The sequence below is a fragment of the Ruminococcus sp. 8Y-12 genome (assembly GCF_058119865.1).
Window position 1 is genome coordinate 764,853 of sequence record NZ_CM176623.1, and the last position, 17,846, is coordinate 782,698.

The window sequence follows — 17,846 nt, forward strand, 5'->3', positions numbered from 1 at the left end:
TTAGAAAAGGCTTTTTTATCCTTTCTATACACTGAATCTATGAAAGTGTAACCGTTTGGACAGGTGTGGTTCGGTATAAGGGGACGCTACCTCCGGCGCAGGGCTATGCTTCGGGGACGCGTGCAACATTCCGATGGACTATCTGCTAACTACAGCTAAGAGACTCAGGAGAACCTTCGTCTCTAAGTTTCCGTAAGCAGAGGATTCCATCTCCACTAAAAACGCACGCCAATTGTCCCCGAAGCATAGCCCTGCGCCGGAGGAAGCTGTTTCTCTTAGGCGAAAGAACATGCTATCCAGGCCATTTCCCAACAAGCTTTGGGGAAGTTCTCGGTTCCAGAACACAGTCACCCGGGCGTTGGCAGCTCTCTAAGCAAACAATTTACGTGCGTTTTTAGCGGCGGGGAAATGACCGTTTACGGAAACTTGGACGCGAAGGCTTTCCTGAGCGTCCTTAGTTGCAGTTAACGGTTAGTTCCCCAGAGCGTTGCACGTGTTTGCGTGAGAGCTGCCAACGCCCGGGTGATGTCCGGGTGGTAACAAGTAACAAAACAGCCCCATCTGAACTGTTACATAAAAGCAGCTGTTCCTACAGTTCTGTGCATTCACTACACAGTCATATAAAAACACCGCCCCTGCCGAAAGTTCTCCGGAAGAGCGGTGCATACATGGCCGTTTTGTAACGATTTCTCCGTTCGGTTCTGAAATATCACACGGTTTTACAAAAATACAGGTACTATTTTCTGTGTCTGGGTATCCACCAGGCCGGATGTGGTGAGCCTCAGTGCGGGAATTACTGGCAGACTCACAAAGGCAAGGGTCATAAAGGGATCAATTCCCCTGCCCACTCCCAGCTCATGGGCACGCTCTTTCATCAATCGTATGCGCTCAGCCAGAGTCTGGGCATCCAGGTCGCTCATCAGCCCCGCCACTGGCAGAGGAAGCTGTGCAAGTATCTGCCCGTCCGCAACCAGGGCCCAGCCGCCCTGGATCTCCCTGACGCAGTTGGCAGCCAGAGCCATATCCCGCGCATTGGTACCCGCCACAATCAGGTTATGGGAGTCATGGGCTACTGAGGATGCCACTGCTCCCTTTTTTAGCCCGTAACCCTTCAGATATCCCAGGCCCCGGTGCCCGGTACGGTGGTGTCTCTCCAGCACAGCCAGCTTGATGATGTCGTCCCTGACATTTACACCGTCCTGCTGGGATGTATAGGGAAGGATCTCTTCCCCGGTAAGTATCTGTCCGTTCTGAAGGGTGATCACCCTGATATGGCCCTCTTTTTTCTTTTTGTGTACACTCAGAAGAAAATCTTCTTCCTCCAGCTTTTTCATATTGAATGAGTGGTAAACACGCTCAGACAATTTTTGATTGACGCTGGGAGCTGCAAAGGGGAGCGCTTTTCCCTCCCGGACGGCCAGCGTACCCTTTTTGTACACTGCCTCCACCCGGAACTCCTCCAGATCTGAGAGAAGCACCAGATCCGCCTGATACCCGGGCGCCACTGCCCCCATCTGCCTCAGCCCAAAATAAACCGCTGCGTTAAAGGACCCCATTTTGACCGCTTTACAGGGGTCCGCACCCAAACGGACAGCCTTGCGGATAATGGCGTCTATGTGCCCGTTCTCCAGCAGATCCCCAGGATGCTTGTCATCTGTCACCAGCATGGCCCTCTCGCAGTAGGGATATTCAAACATCGGCATCAGGGCCTCCAGGTTACGGGCTGCAGTGCCTTCCCTCACCATAATCCATTGCCCCCTCCGGATGCGTTCTGCTGCCTCTCTGGATGTGGAGCACTCGTGGTCTGAGTGGACTCCCGCGCTGATATAAGCACACAGGTCATTTCCGGTAAGGCCCGGCGCATGTCCGTCCACCACCTTGCCAAAGTGTCTGGCATCCTCGATTTTCTGAAGAATCTGACTATCCCCCGCTGTTGTGCCCACATAGTTCATCATCTCTGCAAGGCCTACCACCCTCTTTTCCTGATAGTAGGCACGCAGGTCCTCCGCCTCCAGGCAGGCCCCGCTCTCATCCAGTGGAGCGGCCGGCACGCAGGAGGGAAGGGTAAAGTACACCTCCAGGGGCAACCCCCTGGTGGCCTTATACATGTAGTCAATCCCCTCCCGTCCGCACACATTTGCGATCTCATGGGGATCGGTCACCAGGGCGGTGGTTCCGTGGGGGAGGACTGTGCGCACAAACTCAGCGGGCTGCATCATAGAGCTCTCCAGGTGAATATGGCCATCAATCAGGCCCGGCACCAGAAATTTTCCGGTGCAGTCCACCTCGTCAGCGCCCTCGTAGCTTCCGATTCCCACGATTATCCCGTCACAGACAGCCACATCCCCCTGTTCCAGTTCCTCCGTAAACACATTGACAATTCCGGCATTCTTAAACACCAGATCCGCCTTTTGCTTTCCGCTTCCGGCCTGTACACATTTCTTAAGCATCTTTCCTTCCTTTCTGAAACCGGCCGGTGCCATGCGCGCCTACTCCTGGCGCAAAAGCATGACCTCCTCGCCGTACTCTACATACACCTCATCCAGCAGCTCCTTCCCCATGCGGGCAATAAAGCCCTCCTGATCCATGGGTTTTAAGGGCTGGATCTCTACGTCTTTTACGTCTCTTCTGCCCTTGACGGTCACATGATCTCCCCACTGGGCCATCAGGGAGTATCTGGCATCCTCGTCTATATAAATGGTCTTCTCTTTCTTTTCCTCATAGGGCCGCAGCACTCTCACACACTTAGCATCCATGATTTTCCCTCCTATTATACATAGTCATATCTGCGCGGCACATCCATCAGCTTCTTCTGGAACCTGTGAATGATAAAGCAGATAATAGCGCTCACCAAATATCCCACCGCGTACGGGAAGGACATGGTGTTGATTCCAAAGCCCAGGCTGGGTGCGTGCATAAACCCGAAAAATGCCAATATGGAGGCAATAATCAACGCCCATCCCGCCTTGTCCAGTCTCCGGTCAATGATAAACACCACCACAGTGGCCCACATAATACTGGTCAGAATTGCCCCTGAGCGCATGGCCAGCACACCGTGCCAGGTCACGCCATAGTCCAGCATGGTCTGGGAGAACTGGTCCGTGGAGTTCATGGTAAGCCCCTCCTCAATAAACACACCGAAAGCGCCCAGTGCATCGCGCACATAGGTATAGAGAACGTCTGCGATATGGGGAATCAGGGCAATGGCCACCGCTGCCCCATGCCTCCTGGGAGTGTCCGTAAAGGCCTGCACCACCATCAAAATCGCACACCACAGGAATGTGATGGACGCAATCACCGCCGGCATCAGGGAATTGAAGAAGCCGTATACTCCAAAGAGTGCGGATGCAGCAAAGAGTACACCCGTTACCCAGGAGTAGCCCACCCCGGTACCACTCTTTTTCAGTCCCGGATGTCCAAGCCACACGGTATTGGGGATAATGCCTCCAAAGAGCGCGGAGATCATGGTGCAGACACCGTCTGCAATCTGGGCATGGCCCACATTGTACTCATCCCCGGCCGCAATGGCTGCCTCCACATTGTCCATGGTCTCGATAAAGTTGTAAACCTCTATGGGAATGATGATTCCCAGATAGGGTACGATCAGCTTAAATCCGGACAGCACCGCATCAATGGCCAGCTGGGGCACCACAATTCCGATAGTGGAAGTGTCCACCTGCACGCGGCCCAGGCAGATGGCGTATACGATTCCGAACACCACGGATACCAGGAGCATGGGGATTTTCTTTTTAAACACATATCCCCCGATCAGGCCTATAATGGCGATGATCAGCACCGGCATTCCCAGCACAGGATCATGGTATACCTCAAAAAGTCCTGTGGTAGCCATCCACACCAGCCCGATTCCGGCAACCGTGCCCAGCATAGCTGCTCTGGGAATAATCTTGCGGATAAAGGGCCCGATAAATCCCCCTATCATTTCAATAAATCCGCCCAGGAAACATGCAGCCACCGCTGCACTCCAGCATACTTCAGGCGCCATGCCTGTGTAGGAGAGGGGGTAAATTACTCCGTACAGGTACACAAACATGGCTGGCGTGGACACTCCTGAGGGGAGGGCAGTCACATCCGCCCTGCCTGTCTTCTTTGCCAGGTTCCTGCCCATCCAGGCGTACACAAAGCCGCTCAGCATCAGACCAATGGAAAGGCCCGGCACCACCCTGCCGTAGATCAGCTCATCCGGCCATCCAATGCCCTGCAGCGCATAGATAATAATAATATAGTTTACAATATTTCCCACAAAGGCGTATACCACGCCTCCCACGTCCTCAGCTTTAAACAGACGAAGCTTGGCTGTACTCATTTTTTTCTCCTCCTTCAGCTTAAAAGCAGATTCCCATTTCCGCAAGTTCCGCTTTTACTTCCTCATACATGGCCTGCCACTGGGGTATTGGCGCCACGGTTTCCATATCGTAGGCCTCATCGAATCTCTTTCCTTTGTTCTTGTCCGGCATGGAGAATACATGCTCATATTTCTCCAACAGCTTCAGTACAATCCCATTGGCTTCCTCTCTGGTCATGCCCTGTCTAGCCACAGCTTTGCCCACCTCTCCCATGAGGCGGACCTCCAGACCGGTTCCGTTGGGCTCGTTTCCATTGGCTGAGCCAAGGCCCTCCAGATGCCCGCCGGAAACAGTGACCACAATGGAGTTGGCCGCCACCTCATAGAGCAGCTCTTTCGTCAAAGCGCCGCTTGAGGGCCACAGGTCACATACAATGATTGCCGGTGCATTCTTTGCAAAGGACTGGCAGAGCACGGACTGAAGCCACAGGCAACCCCTGGCTGTGGTCGCCACATCCGTGATATGTATGGGGTGGCAGAGATGATAGTCCGCCAGACAGATCAGATTGGCCGCCAGGATGGAGGCGATCATCACCAGCGTAGCTCCCGGAGCGTCTCCTCCCAGTCCGCCCACCATGGTGCAGGCCAGGGATGCATTTTTCATGCCATAGTCCAGGGAATTGGCTGCCCGAACCAGATTGCCGTTGTCAATGATCAGCTCATTAAACATTGCAACCAGGTGGGAATCACAGGGCCGCAGCCGTTTCTCATTGGCTGCACTAAGATCCCCGATCTCGGTCACAGCGCTCTCCGCAGCCAGCAGTCCCATTCCAGGACGCCCCACCTGCTCCAATGCCCTGTGCAGATACTCCAATTCCCTGCGCACAGCCACCACCTCTGTGGGATCGCCGCTCTTCACCGGAAACCCGTCCACGTCCACAAGGGAACCGCAGGTGAGCAGATCCACCACCGGCTCCTTGGCAGAACTTAACACATTCTCATAGTAAATGCTCTCCGGCGTTGGGCACCCCGGGTTGCCAGCCCAAATCACAGGCTCCTGCCTGTCCTCAATGCCTCTGGCCTTCAGGGTAACTGCATCCCTGCCCTCCCCCATCACCAGCTCCCGCTTCATGCCGCGGATGCCGGCCTCGATCTCCTCCTCAGAGAAACGGATGATTCTCTGTGTGGACATATTGTAGACTCCAAGTCTCAGGATCAATTTTTTCGCCGCCTCAAACATATCGTCCAGCAGCTTGTCCTCCTCTGGCACAATCACCTGCTTGTCCCAGTCAAACCCGTATTCATCCACGATATCCCGCACTTCGTCGATGATGTAGTCCATGTCCCACTCTTCCTTGGTAACCTTTTCCCCCGTATTGCTGCGGTTACACAATTCCAGGTATTCTTTTGCTGTCATTTCACTTCCTCCTACTCTTCAAAATAAAAGGACGAAAAACCCATGAGCACACAGTCTGCACTTTTCAAAATTTCAAATAGGTTTTTCGTCCTTTTATTTAGTTGCTTTATTTGTAACGGTGGTAACTATACTACCGGTCTGCGCATTTCCTGCGCTAACCTTTGGTTTTATTTTACATGAAACCGCTGAATAATCAAGTGGCAATTTGACAAAAATTTGCAATTTTCTCCCTTTGGGGACTGTCTCAGATGCGGATCTGCTCACGGTCCGGATGCTCCCCGGACCAACCCACCTGGGGCAGGGTCATGATGCGGTATATGTCCTCCTGGGAGATCGTAAAATCAAAGACCTTCATGTTCTCCCTCATCCGCTCCTCTGAAGAAGATTTGGGCAGAGGAAGGACATTGCACTGGAGGGCAAAACGCAGGCAGATCTGAGCCGGCGTCTTTCCATAGGACCTGGCTAGCTCTAAGAGCAGCGGCTCCTCCAGAACCCTTCCCCTTCCGATGGGGCTCCAGGCCTCCACAAGGATTCCATGTTTCTGGCAGAAATCAACAGCTGCCTTCTGTATATACCCGGGATGGAACTCCAGCTGATCCACCATAGGCACCACAGAGGCAGACTCCATCAGGTTCAGCAGATGGTGGGGTAAAAAGTTGCTGACTCCGATGGCTCTCACCCGTCCCGCCAGATACAGTTCTTCCAGGGCCTTCCAGGTCTCCCTGTCCTTTTTGCGCCACTCTTCGTCCCCGGGGCCTGACTTTGGCCAGTGGATCAGGCACAGATCCAGATAGTCTGTCCCCAGACGCTGCAGGGAATCCTCAAAAGACTTCCTGGCCCTGTCGTATCCCAGATCGTCTCTCCAGATCTTGCTGGTGATAAACAGCTCGTCCCTGGGAATTCCGGATTCCCTCAATGATTTGCCCAGGATCTCCTCATTTCCGTAAAAAGCTGCTGTATCCAAATGGCGGTAGCCGCAGCGCAATGCCCTGAGAATTGTCTCCTTATCCTCCCCTTCCACGGATTTGTAGGTTCCGAATCCAATTTTCGGAATGGTGACACCATTTAACAGTTTAAAATCTTCCATAGGTCGTCCTCCTTGCCCTTTTTTTCTATTTTATGCCTCCCCTTTTCCACCGTCAAGCGTTGTTTCGCTCCATGCGCAGTATCCGTAAAGAATAATAACCGTTTAGACGGGTCAGGTCTGTTACTTGCGTTACCACCCGGACGTCACGCGGGCGTTGGCAGCTCTCACGCAAACACGTGCAACGCTCTGGAGAACTAACCGTTAACTCTAACTCCTTACGACGGACGCGCTCCTCTGCTGCGTCCGTCGTAACGAATTATGCCAAACGGTTACCAACAAAAATATCATTCGTCATTTGTGCATTATTTAGTTGTCAGTGAGTAATATCTAAAGTTGATGGCATTGGGGACCAAGGTTCTCCTGAGTCCCTTAGTTGTAGTTAGCAGATCAGTTAATCGGAATGCTGCACGCGTCCCCGAAGCATAGCCCTGCGCCGGTGGAAGCGTCCGCCTCAGCCTCTAACGTCCCGTACCTGTCAAAACTGTTACAAAAAATACTACATCTTTCCAAATATTTGTTTTACAAATAGTCGAATCCTGTATATAATAAAATTCCAGTGAATACACATACTAAATTATAATGTAAAGGACAAAGAGGTCTAATGGAAAAGACAAGAAGCAGTTTTTCAGGAAAAATAGGATTTGTATTGGCCGCGGCAGGTTCCGCGGTGGGGCTGGGAAACCTCTGGCGTTTCCCGTATTTGGCTGCCAAGTATGGAGGCGGCATCTTTCTTCTGGTGTACATTGTACTGGCTGTCACCTTCGGTTTTGCACTGATGACCGCAGAAATTGCCCTGGGAAGAAAAACAGGCTTGAGTGCCATCGGCGCTTTTCAAAAGCTTAACAAAAAGTATTCGTTTGTGGGTTACCTGGCATCTCTGGTTCCCATCATCATCCTTCCCTACTACTGTGTCATCGGCGGCTGGGTGATCAAATATTTTACAGCCTTTTTGGGCGGCCAGACTGCGGCTGCTGCCCAGGACGGATATTTTGAGAATTTTATAGGCCAGACAGGCCAGCCCATTCTCTGGCTGGCTGTGTTTATCCTGATCACAGCGGTGGTGGTATTTTTGGGTGTGGAAAAGGGAATTGAGAAGGTGAGCAAAATCCTGATGCCCATCCTTCTGGTCTTATCTGTAGGAATCGCAGTTTACTCGGTAACGCTTCCCGGTGCTCTGGAGGGAGTCAAGTACTACCTGCTTCCTGACTTCAGCCGCTTTTCCCTGACCACTGTGGTGGGGGCTATGGGGCAGCTATTCTACTCCATGTCTTTGGCCATGGGAATCATGATCACTTATGGTTCCTATATGAAAAAGGACGTGGATCTGGAGAAGTCTGTATCCCAGATTGAGATTTTTGACACCGGCATCGCCCTCATCGCAGGACTTATGATCGTTCCCGCTGTGTTTGTGTTCAGCGGAGGTGACGGAGCTGCCATCAACGCGGGTCCCGGGCTGATGTTTGTCACCCTCCCCAAGGTGTTCAACTCCATGGCCATGGGCGGCCTGCTGGGAGGACTCTTCTTCGTCCTGGTTCTCTTCGCGGCGTTGACCTCCTCCATATCCCTGATGGAGACCATTGTATCCATTGTACAGGACAAGCTGCACTGGGGGCGGAAGCTCTCCTGTGTGATCGTGACTCTGTTCTGCCTGGCCGTGGCCCTGCCATCCTCCCTGGGATTTGGAGCCTGGTCCTCTGTTCAGCCTCTGGGAATGAGCTTTCTGGACTTCTTTGACTTTGTCAGCAACAGCCTGCTCATGCCTGTGGTCGCCCTTCTCACCTGCCTATTTGTGGGGTTTGTGATTGGCCCCAAGGTGATCAGCGAGGAGGTAAAGTACTCCTCCGCATTTCACAGAGAGAAGCTGTTTAATCTCATGATTAAATATATAGCGCCTATTTGTATCATTGTGATTCTGATTTCTTCTATACTGAATGCGCTGGGCATTATCGTAATCTGAGAATTGACCGTCCGTTCTCGTTTGGGACGAAGGGGGATGCCGCTCAATCATCCATTTTGATGAATTCGCGGCACCCCCTTTTCCGTTTCATGTGAAAAAGAATCCCACTCGCGGGATTCTCCGCCTGCGGCGGGGCTGCCCCGGCAGCTATCTTCCGCTCCGCCGCTGTGCGATCCCAGCGGAGCGTTTTTTTGTATCATAGGAAAGTTCAGAGGACTTTCCTATGATCAAAAAAGAGGAGCTGCTGCTCCAGTAGATGATTCATCTGCTGTTGCAACAGCTCTCTTAAATTTCCGTATTATTTGATCTTTGCGTATTTACTCAGGCCCTTATTTTTCAGGAGCTTACGATAAGCCACTCTCTTTTTAGCCGGTACTTTTACAACTAACTTCTTAGCCGTTCCGGTGAACGCCTGCTTGCCAACGCTCTTCAGCTTCGTGCTCTTGATTGTGATGCTGCCAAGCTTCCTGCACTTGTAAAATGCCTTGCTTCCAATCTTTGTAAGCACCTTACTGCTGATTGCAGCCTTTTTCACCTTAGAGCAATTGTAGAACGCATTTTTTCCAATATCCTTTACATTTGCTCCAATGGAAATGCTGGTGGCCTTCTTGCAGTTCTTGAATGCTAAGGCAGCCACTGCCGTAACCTTGTAGGGCTTTCCTCCCAGCTTCACTGTGCTGTACACCTTGATTACCTTCAGGTTCCTGCTCTTTGGTCCCATTACCGTTACGGTACGTTTCTCTGTGCTGGTCACCTTGTAGCGGTAGTTTCCGCTGGTGTAGGTTTTGCCCTTTTGGATCGTCTGTGTGTCATCCGTCACCTTGACAATAACGGACGCTGTCTTGCCGCCTGGGTTTGTGATTCCGTTCGCCAGTACCAGGGTTCCGGTAAGGGTATAGCTGCCCGCAGCGTTTGCATTGTAGCTGCCCTTTGCCCACTGCACGGACAGATCAACGGTACTTCCTGTGTCCAGGGTAGCTTTCACCGTTTTCGGCAGGGCAAGCTGCTCAAAGGCAGTTCCTTTCTTTACACTGATTGTGCCTAAGGATGCAACAGCTGTGATTTCCGGAGCTTTTACCTCCTTCTGACTTACTTTGACAACAATGGTTGCTGTCTTGCCATTTGAATCAATATTGTTTGGCACCTTCAGCTTTCCGGTCAGGGTGTATTCTCCCTCCTTGGTTCCATCGTATCCTGCATTTGTCCACTCTACATTCACATCCATACTGCTGCCATCATCAAGCGTTACCTTAACAGTCTTAGGCAGAGTGAGCTGCTCAAATGTGGTTCCGTACGCTGCGCTGACGGCATCCATTTCGGCTACGCTGACAACTTTACGCACTGTAACCGGCTTCTCAGTCACTTTTACAACAATGGCTGCTGTTTTATTATTGGGATTGGAAATTCCACTTTCTACTTGAACCGTTCCGTTCAGAGTGTATTCTCCCGCCTTGCTGCCGTCATAATTTCCTTTTACCCACTCTACAGCCAAATCCCTGGTGTCTCCTGTATCCAGAGTTACCTTAGCTGTCTGCGGAAGTACCAGATCTTCGAAGGATGTTCCTTCTTCTACGGTAAGCTTATCACTGGCCGCTACTTCGGTAATTTTGTACTCCTCTACCTTAACTGTGACAGAAGCTGTTTTATTATCCGGGTTTGTGATATTACCAGTGGTTTTTAAGGTGCCGCTCAGGGTGTAGGTTCCAGTCTTTGAAGCATCATAATTTCCTTTTGCCCACTGAACATTCACTTGCTGTGTATTTCCTGATTCCAGGGTAACTTCCACCTGGTCCGGCAGACTCAGTTTCTCAAAGGCAGTGCCATATTTTACTGTAATGGGGGCCACGGCCTGTACTGCAACAATTGCATTCTTTTCTGCTTCTCCCGCTACTGTAACCTTGATTGCCGCCTTTTTATTGCCTGTATTAACAATATTGGTATCCTCAGGCAGAGTGAGCGTTCCGCTCAATGTGTAAGTTCCCGCCTGATCCTTCTGATAGCCTGTGCCATCCCATGTAACACCCAGGGACAGGACAATACCGCTGTCAGCAGTTCCCAGGGCTGCCTGTACCGTTTTCGGCAACTCAAGGGCTGAAAATTCGGTTCCCTTTTCTACCGTAAGGGCTGTCGGTTCAAATATACTTGCAATATCCTTCTTGCCGTTCAGTTTCAGGAAGGTAATGGATGCCGGCTGTGACCTGTTGCCAGAACCATCTACTGCTGCCACAGACAGAGTATGGGAGCCCTCCGGCAGGCTTGTAATGTCGTAAGATGTATCCTGTACCCTCTCCAGCATTGCCCCATTTTCCCAGATCTCATAATGTACGCTGCCGCTCTCATCCGTGGATGCATTCCAGCTAAGGGTATTACCTGACCTCTTCAATCCTTCTAAAGGAGTAGGCGGCGTCGTATCCGGCGCTTCCTTTGTCTTTACCTGAATAGCCGGGTAATCACTTATCATACCGTATTTATTCACTGCCTTAACCGTATAGTTATAAGCGTGATTTTCCTCAAGTCCATTCAAAACACAGTAATTGTTCGCTGTCACCTGTACAGGCTCTGTGCCGTCCCCTTCATATACTTCATAATAAAGAATACTATCCGCATCCTCCGGTACATCCCAGGAAAGGACAATAAAATCTCTCTCCACGGTGCCCGCAGACACTTCTTTGTTCTGAAGATCCGGAGTTGGCAAATCATCCCTAAGCATAAGATTTCCCGCCGCGGTGTTCAGCGCCTGGATAGCACCTGTGATCTCCGCCTCTGCAGCGTCTGCTTTGTTCATTATTTCCACGGCACTCACATATGCCTGTTGGTAAGCATCCCAGCCTGCCGTGTACGCGTCAGAAGGTTTGAAATAGTTTTCCTTATACTGCTGCGCAATGGCCTCCTGAAGAGCACTCTTATCCGGAATTTCAACCTGCTCGCCCGGCGCCTTGTAGATGAGCATGTAGTCAAGGGCAACCGTTTTATCGCTTAAGGTTGTAATCACCATGGAATGTCTTCCGTTTGACAGTTCATCGCTGGCATAGAGCAGCACGTCTTTGTAATCACCGTCCACCATTGTTGAAATTTTGTCGCTGGTATTTCCGTCAATCGTAACTGTGAACTCACCAAAGTTCTTATTCTTAGCTCCATAAATCTCAAATTTTGTTCCTGTAAAACTGTAGGATACCGTTGATCCGGCTTTCGTACCGTCAATTTTGTCTCCATTGTGGTGATTCTTTTCATTGTCTCCAGGTCCGTCTGCGTTATATGGACTCCAGTTTCCAGTCCACCCCATTTCTTTGTTTGCTGTATTGTTTACCGCAAACTCAACCAGCTCCGCTCCATAGACCATCATGTAGTCCAATGCCACTTTCGCTTTATTATTGGCCTCTCGCTTTTTGGCCGTGATCACAATGGTGTGCTCTTTATTCTCCAACACAGAGCTTCTATACAGAAGAGTGTTTTTTATGTCCTCCTCTCCCCATGATGTAGCTTCGATCGGCGTTCCATCATCAATGGTAACCGTAAAGTCTCCAAAGGTTGAATTCAGACCCCCGTATATTTCAAACTGGGTTCCCACAAATGTATACGTTACGGTTCCGCCCTCTGTGCTGCTCTCAGCTTTATCTCCATTCAGGTATCCATCTTCAGGCCACATATACCAATCGCTGCTGAATGTCATATCTGTTGTATTGAGGCCGCCATCCCTTGTAAACTCCACCAAGGTCCCATTCGACTCTGTTTCCGTACCCGCAATGGCAATGGTAATGTCCACATACCCGCTGGTCCTGCCGTCCTCTTTTGCAACAGCCGTCACCCTTACTGTGCCGTTCGTATCTCCTACAGTCAGCACTCCATTGTCATCGATAGATGCCAGATCCGTGTTCACACCATTGACATCCGTCACTTTCCAGCTGACCTTTTTATTGGTCCCAGTGGTGACAACATCCGCCTGCATCTGAAGGGTACTGTTTGCTGCTGAGAGCACCGTCATTCCGGTTTTGCTGGTCACAGTCACACTCTCCACAGAGGTAGCCTCATCGTCCAGTACCTCAAACGCATCAAACTCAAACTTTGTTTTTGTGTGTGCATCATTACTGCGGCGGTTTGCCACCTTTAATTCTACTGTGTGTATGCCCTTACCCAGATCCGTTATAGAATATATTTCAGCGAAGTTTTTCTTCCCCGCAGCATAACTGTCTGCATCACCTTTGTTTACTCCGTCAATCCACACCTCCGCAATTCCTCTGTCTGCATTCTGTGTGGCGTAGACTTTCAGACCTGTTCCGTTAAATCTAAACGTTACGGTCTCATTTCCAACCGGATTCTCGATAAAGTGGCTCGTCTCATTATACAGTCCCGGCTCCGCGTAGGTTGACCATCCACTGCTGTAAATCAGCCTCGAATCCCGGTCATCTATCATTCCTGCCATATTTCTAAGATCGTTTACTTCCACCTGATCGCAAAGCTTCGACTCCATTTCGCCTGCTACCGCTTTGATCTGGTACTTCATGGCCCCCAGGAAATCGTATGCAGAAGTATCCGTAAAATGTGTCTCTGTGACCCCTTCTTTGATCATCTGCAGGCTTCCATTGTCCGCCTGACGATAGATTGTATAGGTAACATTCTCTTCTTCTACAGGATTCCAGCTCAATTCTACCTTGTCATCCGTCAGCCTTTCAGCCGCTAAACCGTTTGGCGCAGAAATCGTCTGAGTCTTTGGCAATGAGCCCAGATAATATGTTTTACCTTTTGTTGTCTCAAAGGAGATCCTGTCGTTGGAAAGCACATCAAAGCTTACATATTCTCCATTGTCTGTTGTTACGGTTGCATAAGCTGCATTGTCGCACTGTACAACTGCCTCTCCGCCGTTGTTTGATTTCAGAACTGCATTGTCCAGACTGCCATTGGACCATGCCATATCCACCTCAAAGTTACCTCTTGCCACCAGTCCCTCTACCTGACCCTCTGACCACACGTCCGGAAGGGCTGGGAGCAGGTTGATGTAGCCAACATTGCTCTGCAGCAGCATCTCCGCCACACCTGAAGTCATACCGAAGTTTCCGTCAATCTGGAAAGGTGCATGTGAATCCCAGAGATTGTTGTAGATACCGCCGTTAAACAAATCTGTGATCAGTGCGTACGCACGGTTTCCGTCACCTGTTCTGGCCCAGGTATTGATTCGCTGTCCCATTCCCCAGCCGGTGCTGTGGTCCTGACGCTTATTCAGTGAGACGATGGCTGCGTCCATCAGCTCTTGGTTCTCCACAGAAACCAGGTCACCCGGGAATAATCCCAGAAGGTGTGACATATGTCTGTGTGTGAATCCCTCTCCAAGCTTGTTGCCGTCCGCATCCTTATTGAATTCCTCTTCAATATACCACTCTTTGATCTGCCCGTCCTTGCCAATCTCAATGGGGTACTTGAGGTTATCCAGGATATCCTGCCATTCTTTCAGGATCGCCTCATCCTCCCCAACCAGTTCCCCGGCTGTGATGGTATCTGTAAACAACTGCCATATCAGAGACTGCTCATAGGTATTTCCGTTTGTGATAGGCCCTGTCTCCGGAGAATAAGCAGGTGAGGAGATCAGTTTTCCGTCTTCATCCTCCACCAGCATCTGTGAATAGAGGGTTGCCTCCTCCTTCATCATGGGATAGATATTTTCTTTCAAATAATCCACATCGCCTGTGAAGTCATAGTAATCCCAGCAGTTCTGGAGAATCCATGGCACTGCAGCCGGGGACCATCCCCACGTGAACACCCAGCCCGGGCTTGTCCATCCAAACGGCGTATTCTGGGTGTGGGCCATAAAGCCGTTCTCCGGATTTTCATCTGTGCTCTCAATACCTGCATAGACCTTTGCAGTCACACGTCCCGGTTCCCTCAGGGAATCTACGTAGTCGATCAGCGGCTCTGCACACTCCGCCATATTAGTGCTGTAGGTAGGCCAGTAATTCATCTGCAGGTTCACATTCATATGATAGTCTGAGTGCCAGGGAGAGTTATTCGCCCCCACCCAAATTCCCTGCAGGTTGGAGGGCAGCGTCGTTCTGTCCTCGTCCCCACCATTGTCTCTGGATGATTCAACGGTCAGGAATCGCCCATACTGAAATAAAAGCACCTCCAGATATCTTCTCTCCGCCTCAGTAGCTTTCCCCTCATTGTAAGCTTTGAGAAGGTCCTGTGTATCCTTCTGGGGAATCTCCTGTCCCAGGTCCAGATCTACTCTGCCAAAGATCTCGTAATAGTCATCGATATGTTCCTGCTTTAAAGCGTCGTAGGATTCCTTGACAGCAGCATCCACATATTTTGCCACCTTCTCGGATACTTGGGCGTCACTCTCCCCTGTTCTGTACTTGGGATAATCGTTTTTGTAATCCGTTCCGATGGAGGTAATAATGGTAATGGAGTCAGCATCCGCAACACTGACCTTGCCATCTGCATCATTGTCTGCCCTGGTTCCTCCCTCATTGAGCACCTGGGTCTGGGAGTTGAACTTCATCTGGTTATCAGTCAACTGTCCTGCTATTGTGATCCTTCCATCCTTCACTTCTGTTTCCCAGGTTCTCTGGTAAGCACTGTTGGTGGGCTTTCCACCGCCGGAACTGACCGCATTTCCCATCTCGTTGTCCGGCAGCACGCTTACATCCACGTCAAGAGCGCCTTTTTTGTCAGCAGAAACCTTGGTCACCAGCACATTTGCCGGGTAGCTGACAAAATACTCTCTTGTATAATGTACCCCGTCAATATCATACTCTACAGTGGATACCGCAGTGTTCAGATCCAGTTTACGCACATAGTTTTCAGCCTTTGTGCTGTCAACCCCGCTGAAATCCAGATACATATTACCATAGCTTAAAAAGTATCCGTATCCCTCTGTGCCATTATCATCGCTCTGGCCTGTCAGATAATTACATAAGCTCTGAGCTTTCGCCGTCTCCCCATTTGCGAAGGCCTCCTGAATCTGTTTCATAATAGCTCCGTTTTGCCCGTAATTCTCTAAATTTCCGCCATTATAATCAGGTCTGGAATCGCTGGGGCCGCCGGACCACAGAGACTTCTCCGTCAACTGGATTCTCTCGCGGTCTACCCCACCAAACACTGTAGCTCCTATAGCGCTGTTCCCCAGGGGCAGGGACGACTTCATCCAACCATCGTAGCTGTCTGCGGCCGCATCATCATACCAAAGCTCCAGGGTACTCTCCTTCGCTGACACATTGCTGTCAGACGTCTCTGACGCAAAACTCAGGTGAGCCGGTACCATGGACACTGCCATAGCTGCGGACAAAATGACCGCTGCTGTCTTTTTACCTGCATTAACCAATCTCTTCTTCATAAAATCTCCTTTCCAACTGCTGTTGCAACCGTATGCGCGGCTCATACATTTGTGCACAGATTCAGCTGCACACAAGCCATCCGGGCAAATTTTACGCAGTGCCCGGGTGGGTGTTATCTTTACGTTCTCTTCACATACACAAACAGATTTTCTCTAAACATCCGATTCCGGCCCCAAACACAGAGCCACCTCCTTTTTCCTCCGCCGGCATCGTATATACTGTCACCGCGTCTGTTGTTGGTTACTAATTCTATTGTACCTGCATTTTATTTTTATAACAGTGAATATTCTACTTAAATGGGTAAATATTTTACTTTTTTGTAATTAACGAAATAATTCTGAATATTATAAATAAACATGCATATGTTGTTAATTGTGCATGTTTATACAATAAATAGAAAATTATAAGAATCTAGTCGGGCGATTTTATGTCAGGTAGAATTGTGCTGTATTCCTAACTTAAGATTTAGTTATTATCCCATATTTGTCAATCTTTTACAATATATCCAAAAGTCAAATACACGTTTGTACAAATTAAATATTTTTTTGTGCAACGTTGCCCTCAGAGCGGACTCCTTGCTTTCTCCAGATCTTCCACATGCATCTTCATGCAGCAGCATTAAAACAGGCCTTCAAACAAACGCTTATTCGTCTGTTTGAAAGCCCATCTGCCTATATACTCATTGCCTCCCTGACTTCCTCCAGCTCCTCGTAGAAGTCAATTTGGATTTTATGCTTTACAGATGACATGGGAGGCACTGTCTTCAGCTTTTCCTGCTGCCTCTCCGCCGCCTTTCCTCCGATGTAGTTGGTTGCGGGTTCCAGTCCCACTACATACTCACCTCTGTTCAGATATCTCCACTGAATAAATTTATCCAGATCCCTGTGCTCAAAGCGGATGGTAAATCCTATCTGGTGTTCCCGGTTGAACATTCCCACACAGGAGGTGTCCCCCTGCCGCTTCAGCTGGTGGAAAAAACACATCTCTCCAACCTTGGAAGGGGGCTCCACCTGTCGCCACTTCTCCAGATTTTCCTGAGAGTAGGGATTGGCGCCTCTCACCTTCTCTGTTGGTATCAGCAGCTCACAAGCTGGTGAAAGGAAGGGGTAACCGATATTGCAGTGGTAGAGCTGCATATACTCCTGCTCCTCAAATCCGGTGTTTATGACTTCATCCTCCAGCACTATCCTGTTCTTCTCCTGGTATGTGGTGATGGTTCTTCTCAGCTGCAGCTTCTCTCCGAAAAGAAAGCTCTCCTTCATAATTCCGGAAATCTGTACCTCATTGCCCTCCTCCAGACGCAGAACGCGTACACTGTACTCATCTGCGGGGGTATTCCCAATTCTTCCGTGCAGTCCCAGCTCTTCCCCGTCCACACAGGGATTGCCTATGTTATTTAACCCGCAGGTGGTGATAAATCCTCCTGTAAAGTTCTCCAGCCATTTTGTGCCCGTCCGGTCATAGTACTGGGGCGCGGATACCCCGTTTGGATTGATATAGCTGATATTCAGCCCTTTGTAGGAGAGATAGGCAATATCCATACACCTGTCCGCGATCACCGTGAAACTCAGCCCTTTCTCATTGGACACCTGCGTGGCGCGCACGCCATCCTTCCTTCCTCCCTCCATGCGGTAGTTCTCCACACGCAGCAATTGGGAGAGATCCCCTATATACGCATAACGCTCTGTTTCCATACAAACCTCCTGTCCCTGTTTCGCTCAATTCACCAGGGGTTAATTCGCTGCTGTGCGGTC

The 17,846-nt window shown here is 50.2% G+C and carries 8 protein-coding genes; 1 reads left to right on the forward strand and 7 read right to left on the reverse strand.

The features are described 5' to 3' along the window. Positions 1–719: 719 nt before the first annotated feature. The 5 genes from ade to AC0THY_RS02755 all read right to left on the reverse strand — a co-directional run bounded on the left by ade (position 720) and on the right by AC0THY_RS02755 (position 6,807). Entirely contained in the window at positions 720–2,450 is a 1,731-nt protein-coding gene (ade, locus tag AC0THY_RS02735) for an adenine deaminase (RefSeq protein WP_489992939.1), read from the reverse strand. Positions 2,451–2,489: 39 nt separating this feature from the next. Next, positions 2,490–2,756, reverse strand: coding sequence for a hypothetical protein (locus AC0THY_RS02740; protein ID WP_489992940.1), 267 nt, complete (start codon positions 2,754–2,756; stop codon positions 2,490–2,492). A gap of 14 nt (positions 2,757–2,770) precedes the next feature. After that, positions 2,771–4,324, reverse strand: a complete 1,554-nt coding sequence (locus AC0THY_RS02745) for a xanthine/uracil/vitamin C permease (protein ID WP_489992941.1) — start codon at positions 4,322–4,324, stop codon at positions 2,771–2,773. Positions 4,325–4,343: 19 nt separating this feature from the next. Next, the gene (locus AC0THY_RS02750; protein WP_489992942.1) at positions 4,344–5,720 is read right to left on the reverse strand and encodes a monomethylamine:corrinoid methyltransferase; all 1,377 of its coding nucleotides are present in this window, start codon (positions 5,718–5,720) and stop codon (positions 4,344–4,346) included. A 244-nt stretch (positions 5,721–5,964) separates the two neighbouring features. Next, positions 5,965–6,807: an aldo/keto reductase gene (locus tag AC0THY_RS02755; protein ID WP_489992943.1), complete on the reverse strand. Its 843-nt coding sequence runs from the start codon at positions 6,805–6,807 to the stop codon at positions 5,965–5,967. Between the two features lie 601 nt (positions 6,808–7,408). Between AC0THY_RS02755 and AC0THY_RS02760 the strand changes: the two genes are divergently transcribed. Beyond that, on the forward strand, positions 7,409–8,764 hold the full coding sequence (locus AC0THY_RS02760; protein ID WP_489992944.1) for a sodium-dependent transporter: 1,356 nt from the start codon (positions 7,409–7,411) through the stop codon (positions 8,762–8,764). 298 nt (positions 8,765–9,062) lie between these two features. Here AC0THY_RS02760 and AC0THY_RS02765 read toward each other — a convergent pair whose 3' ends face one another. Both AC0THY_RS02765 and AC0THY_RS02770 read right to left on the reverse strand, forming a co-directional pair. Beyond that, positions 9,063–16,091 carry a glycosyl hydrolase family 95 catalytic domain-containing protein gene (locus AC0THY_RS02765; protein WP_489992945.1) on the reverse strand — a complete coding sequence of 2,343 codons (7,029 nt, stop codon included), beginning with the start codon at positions 16,089–16,091 and terminating at the stop codon, positions 9,063–9,065. A 672-nt stretch (positions 16,092–16,763) separates the two neighbouring features. Continuing rightward, positions 16,764–17,786, reverse strand: coding sequence for an aldose 1-epimerase family protein (locus AC0THY_RS02770; RefSeq protein ID WP_489992946.1), 1,023 nt, complete (start codon positions 17,784–17,786; stop codon positions 16,764–16,766). Positions 17,787–17,846 lie beyond the last annotated feature (60 nt).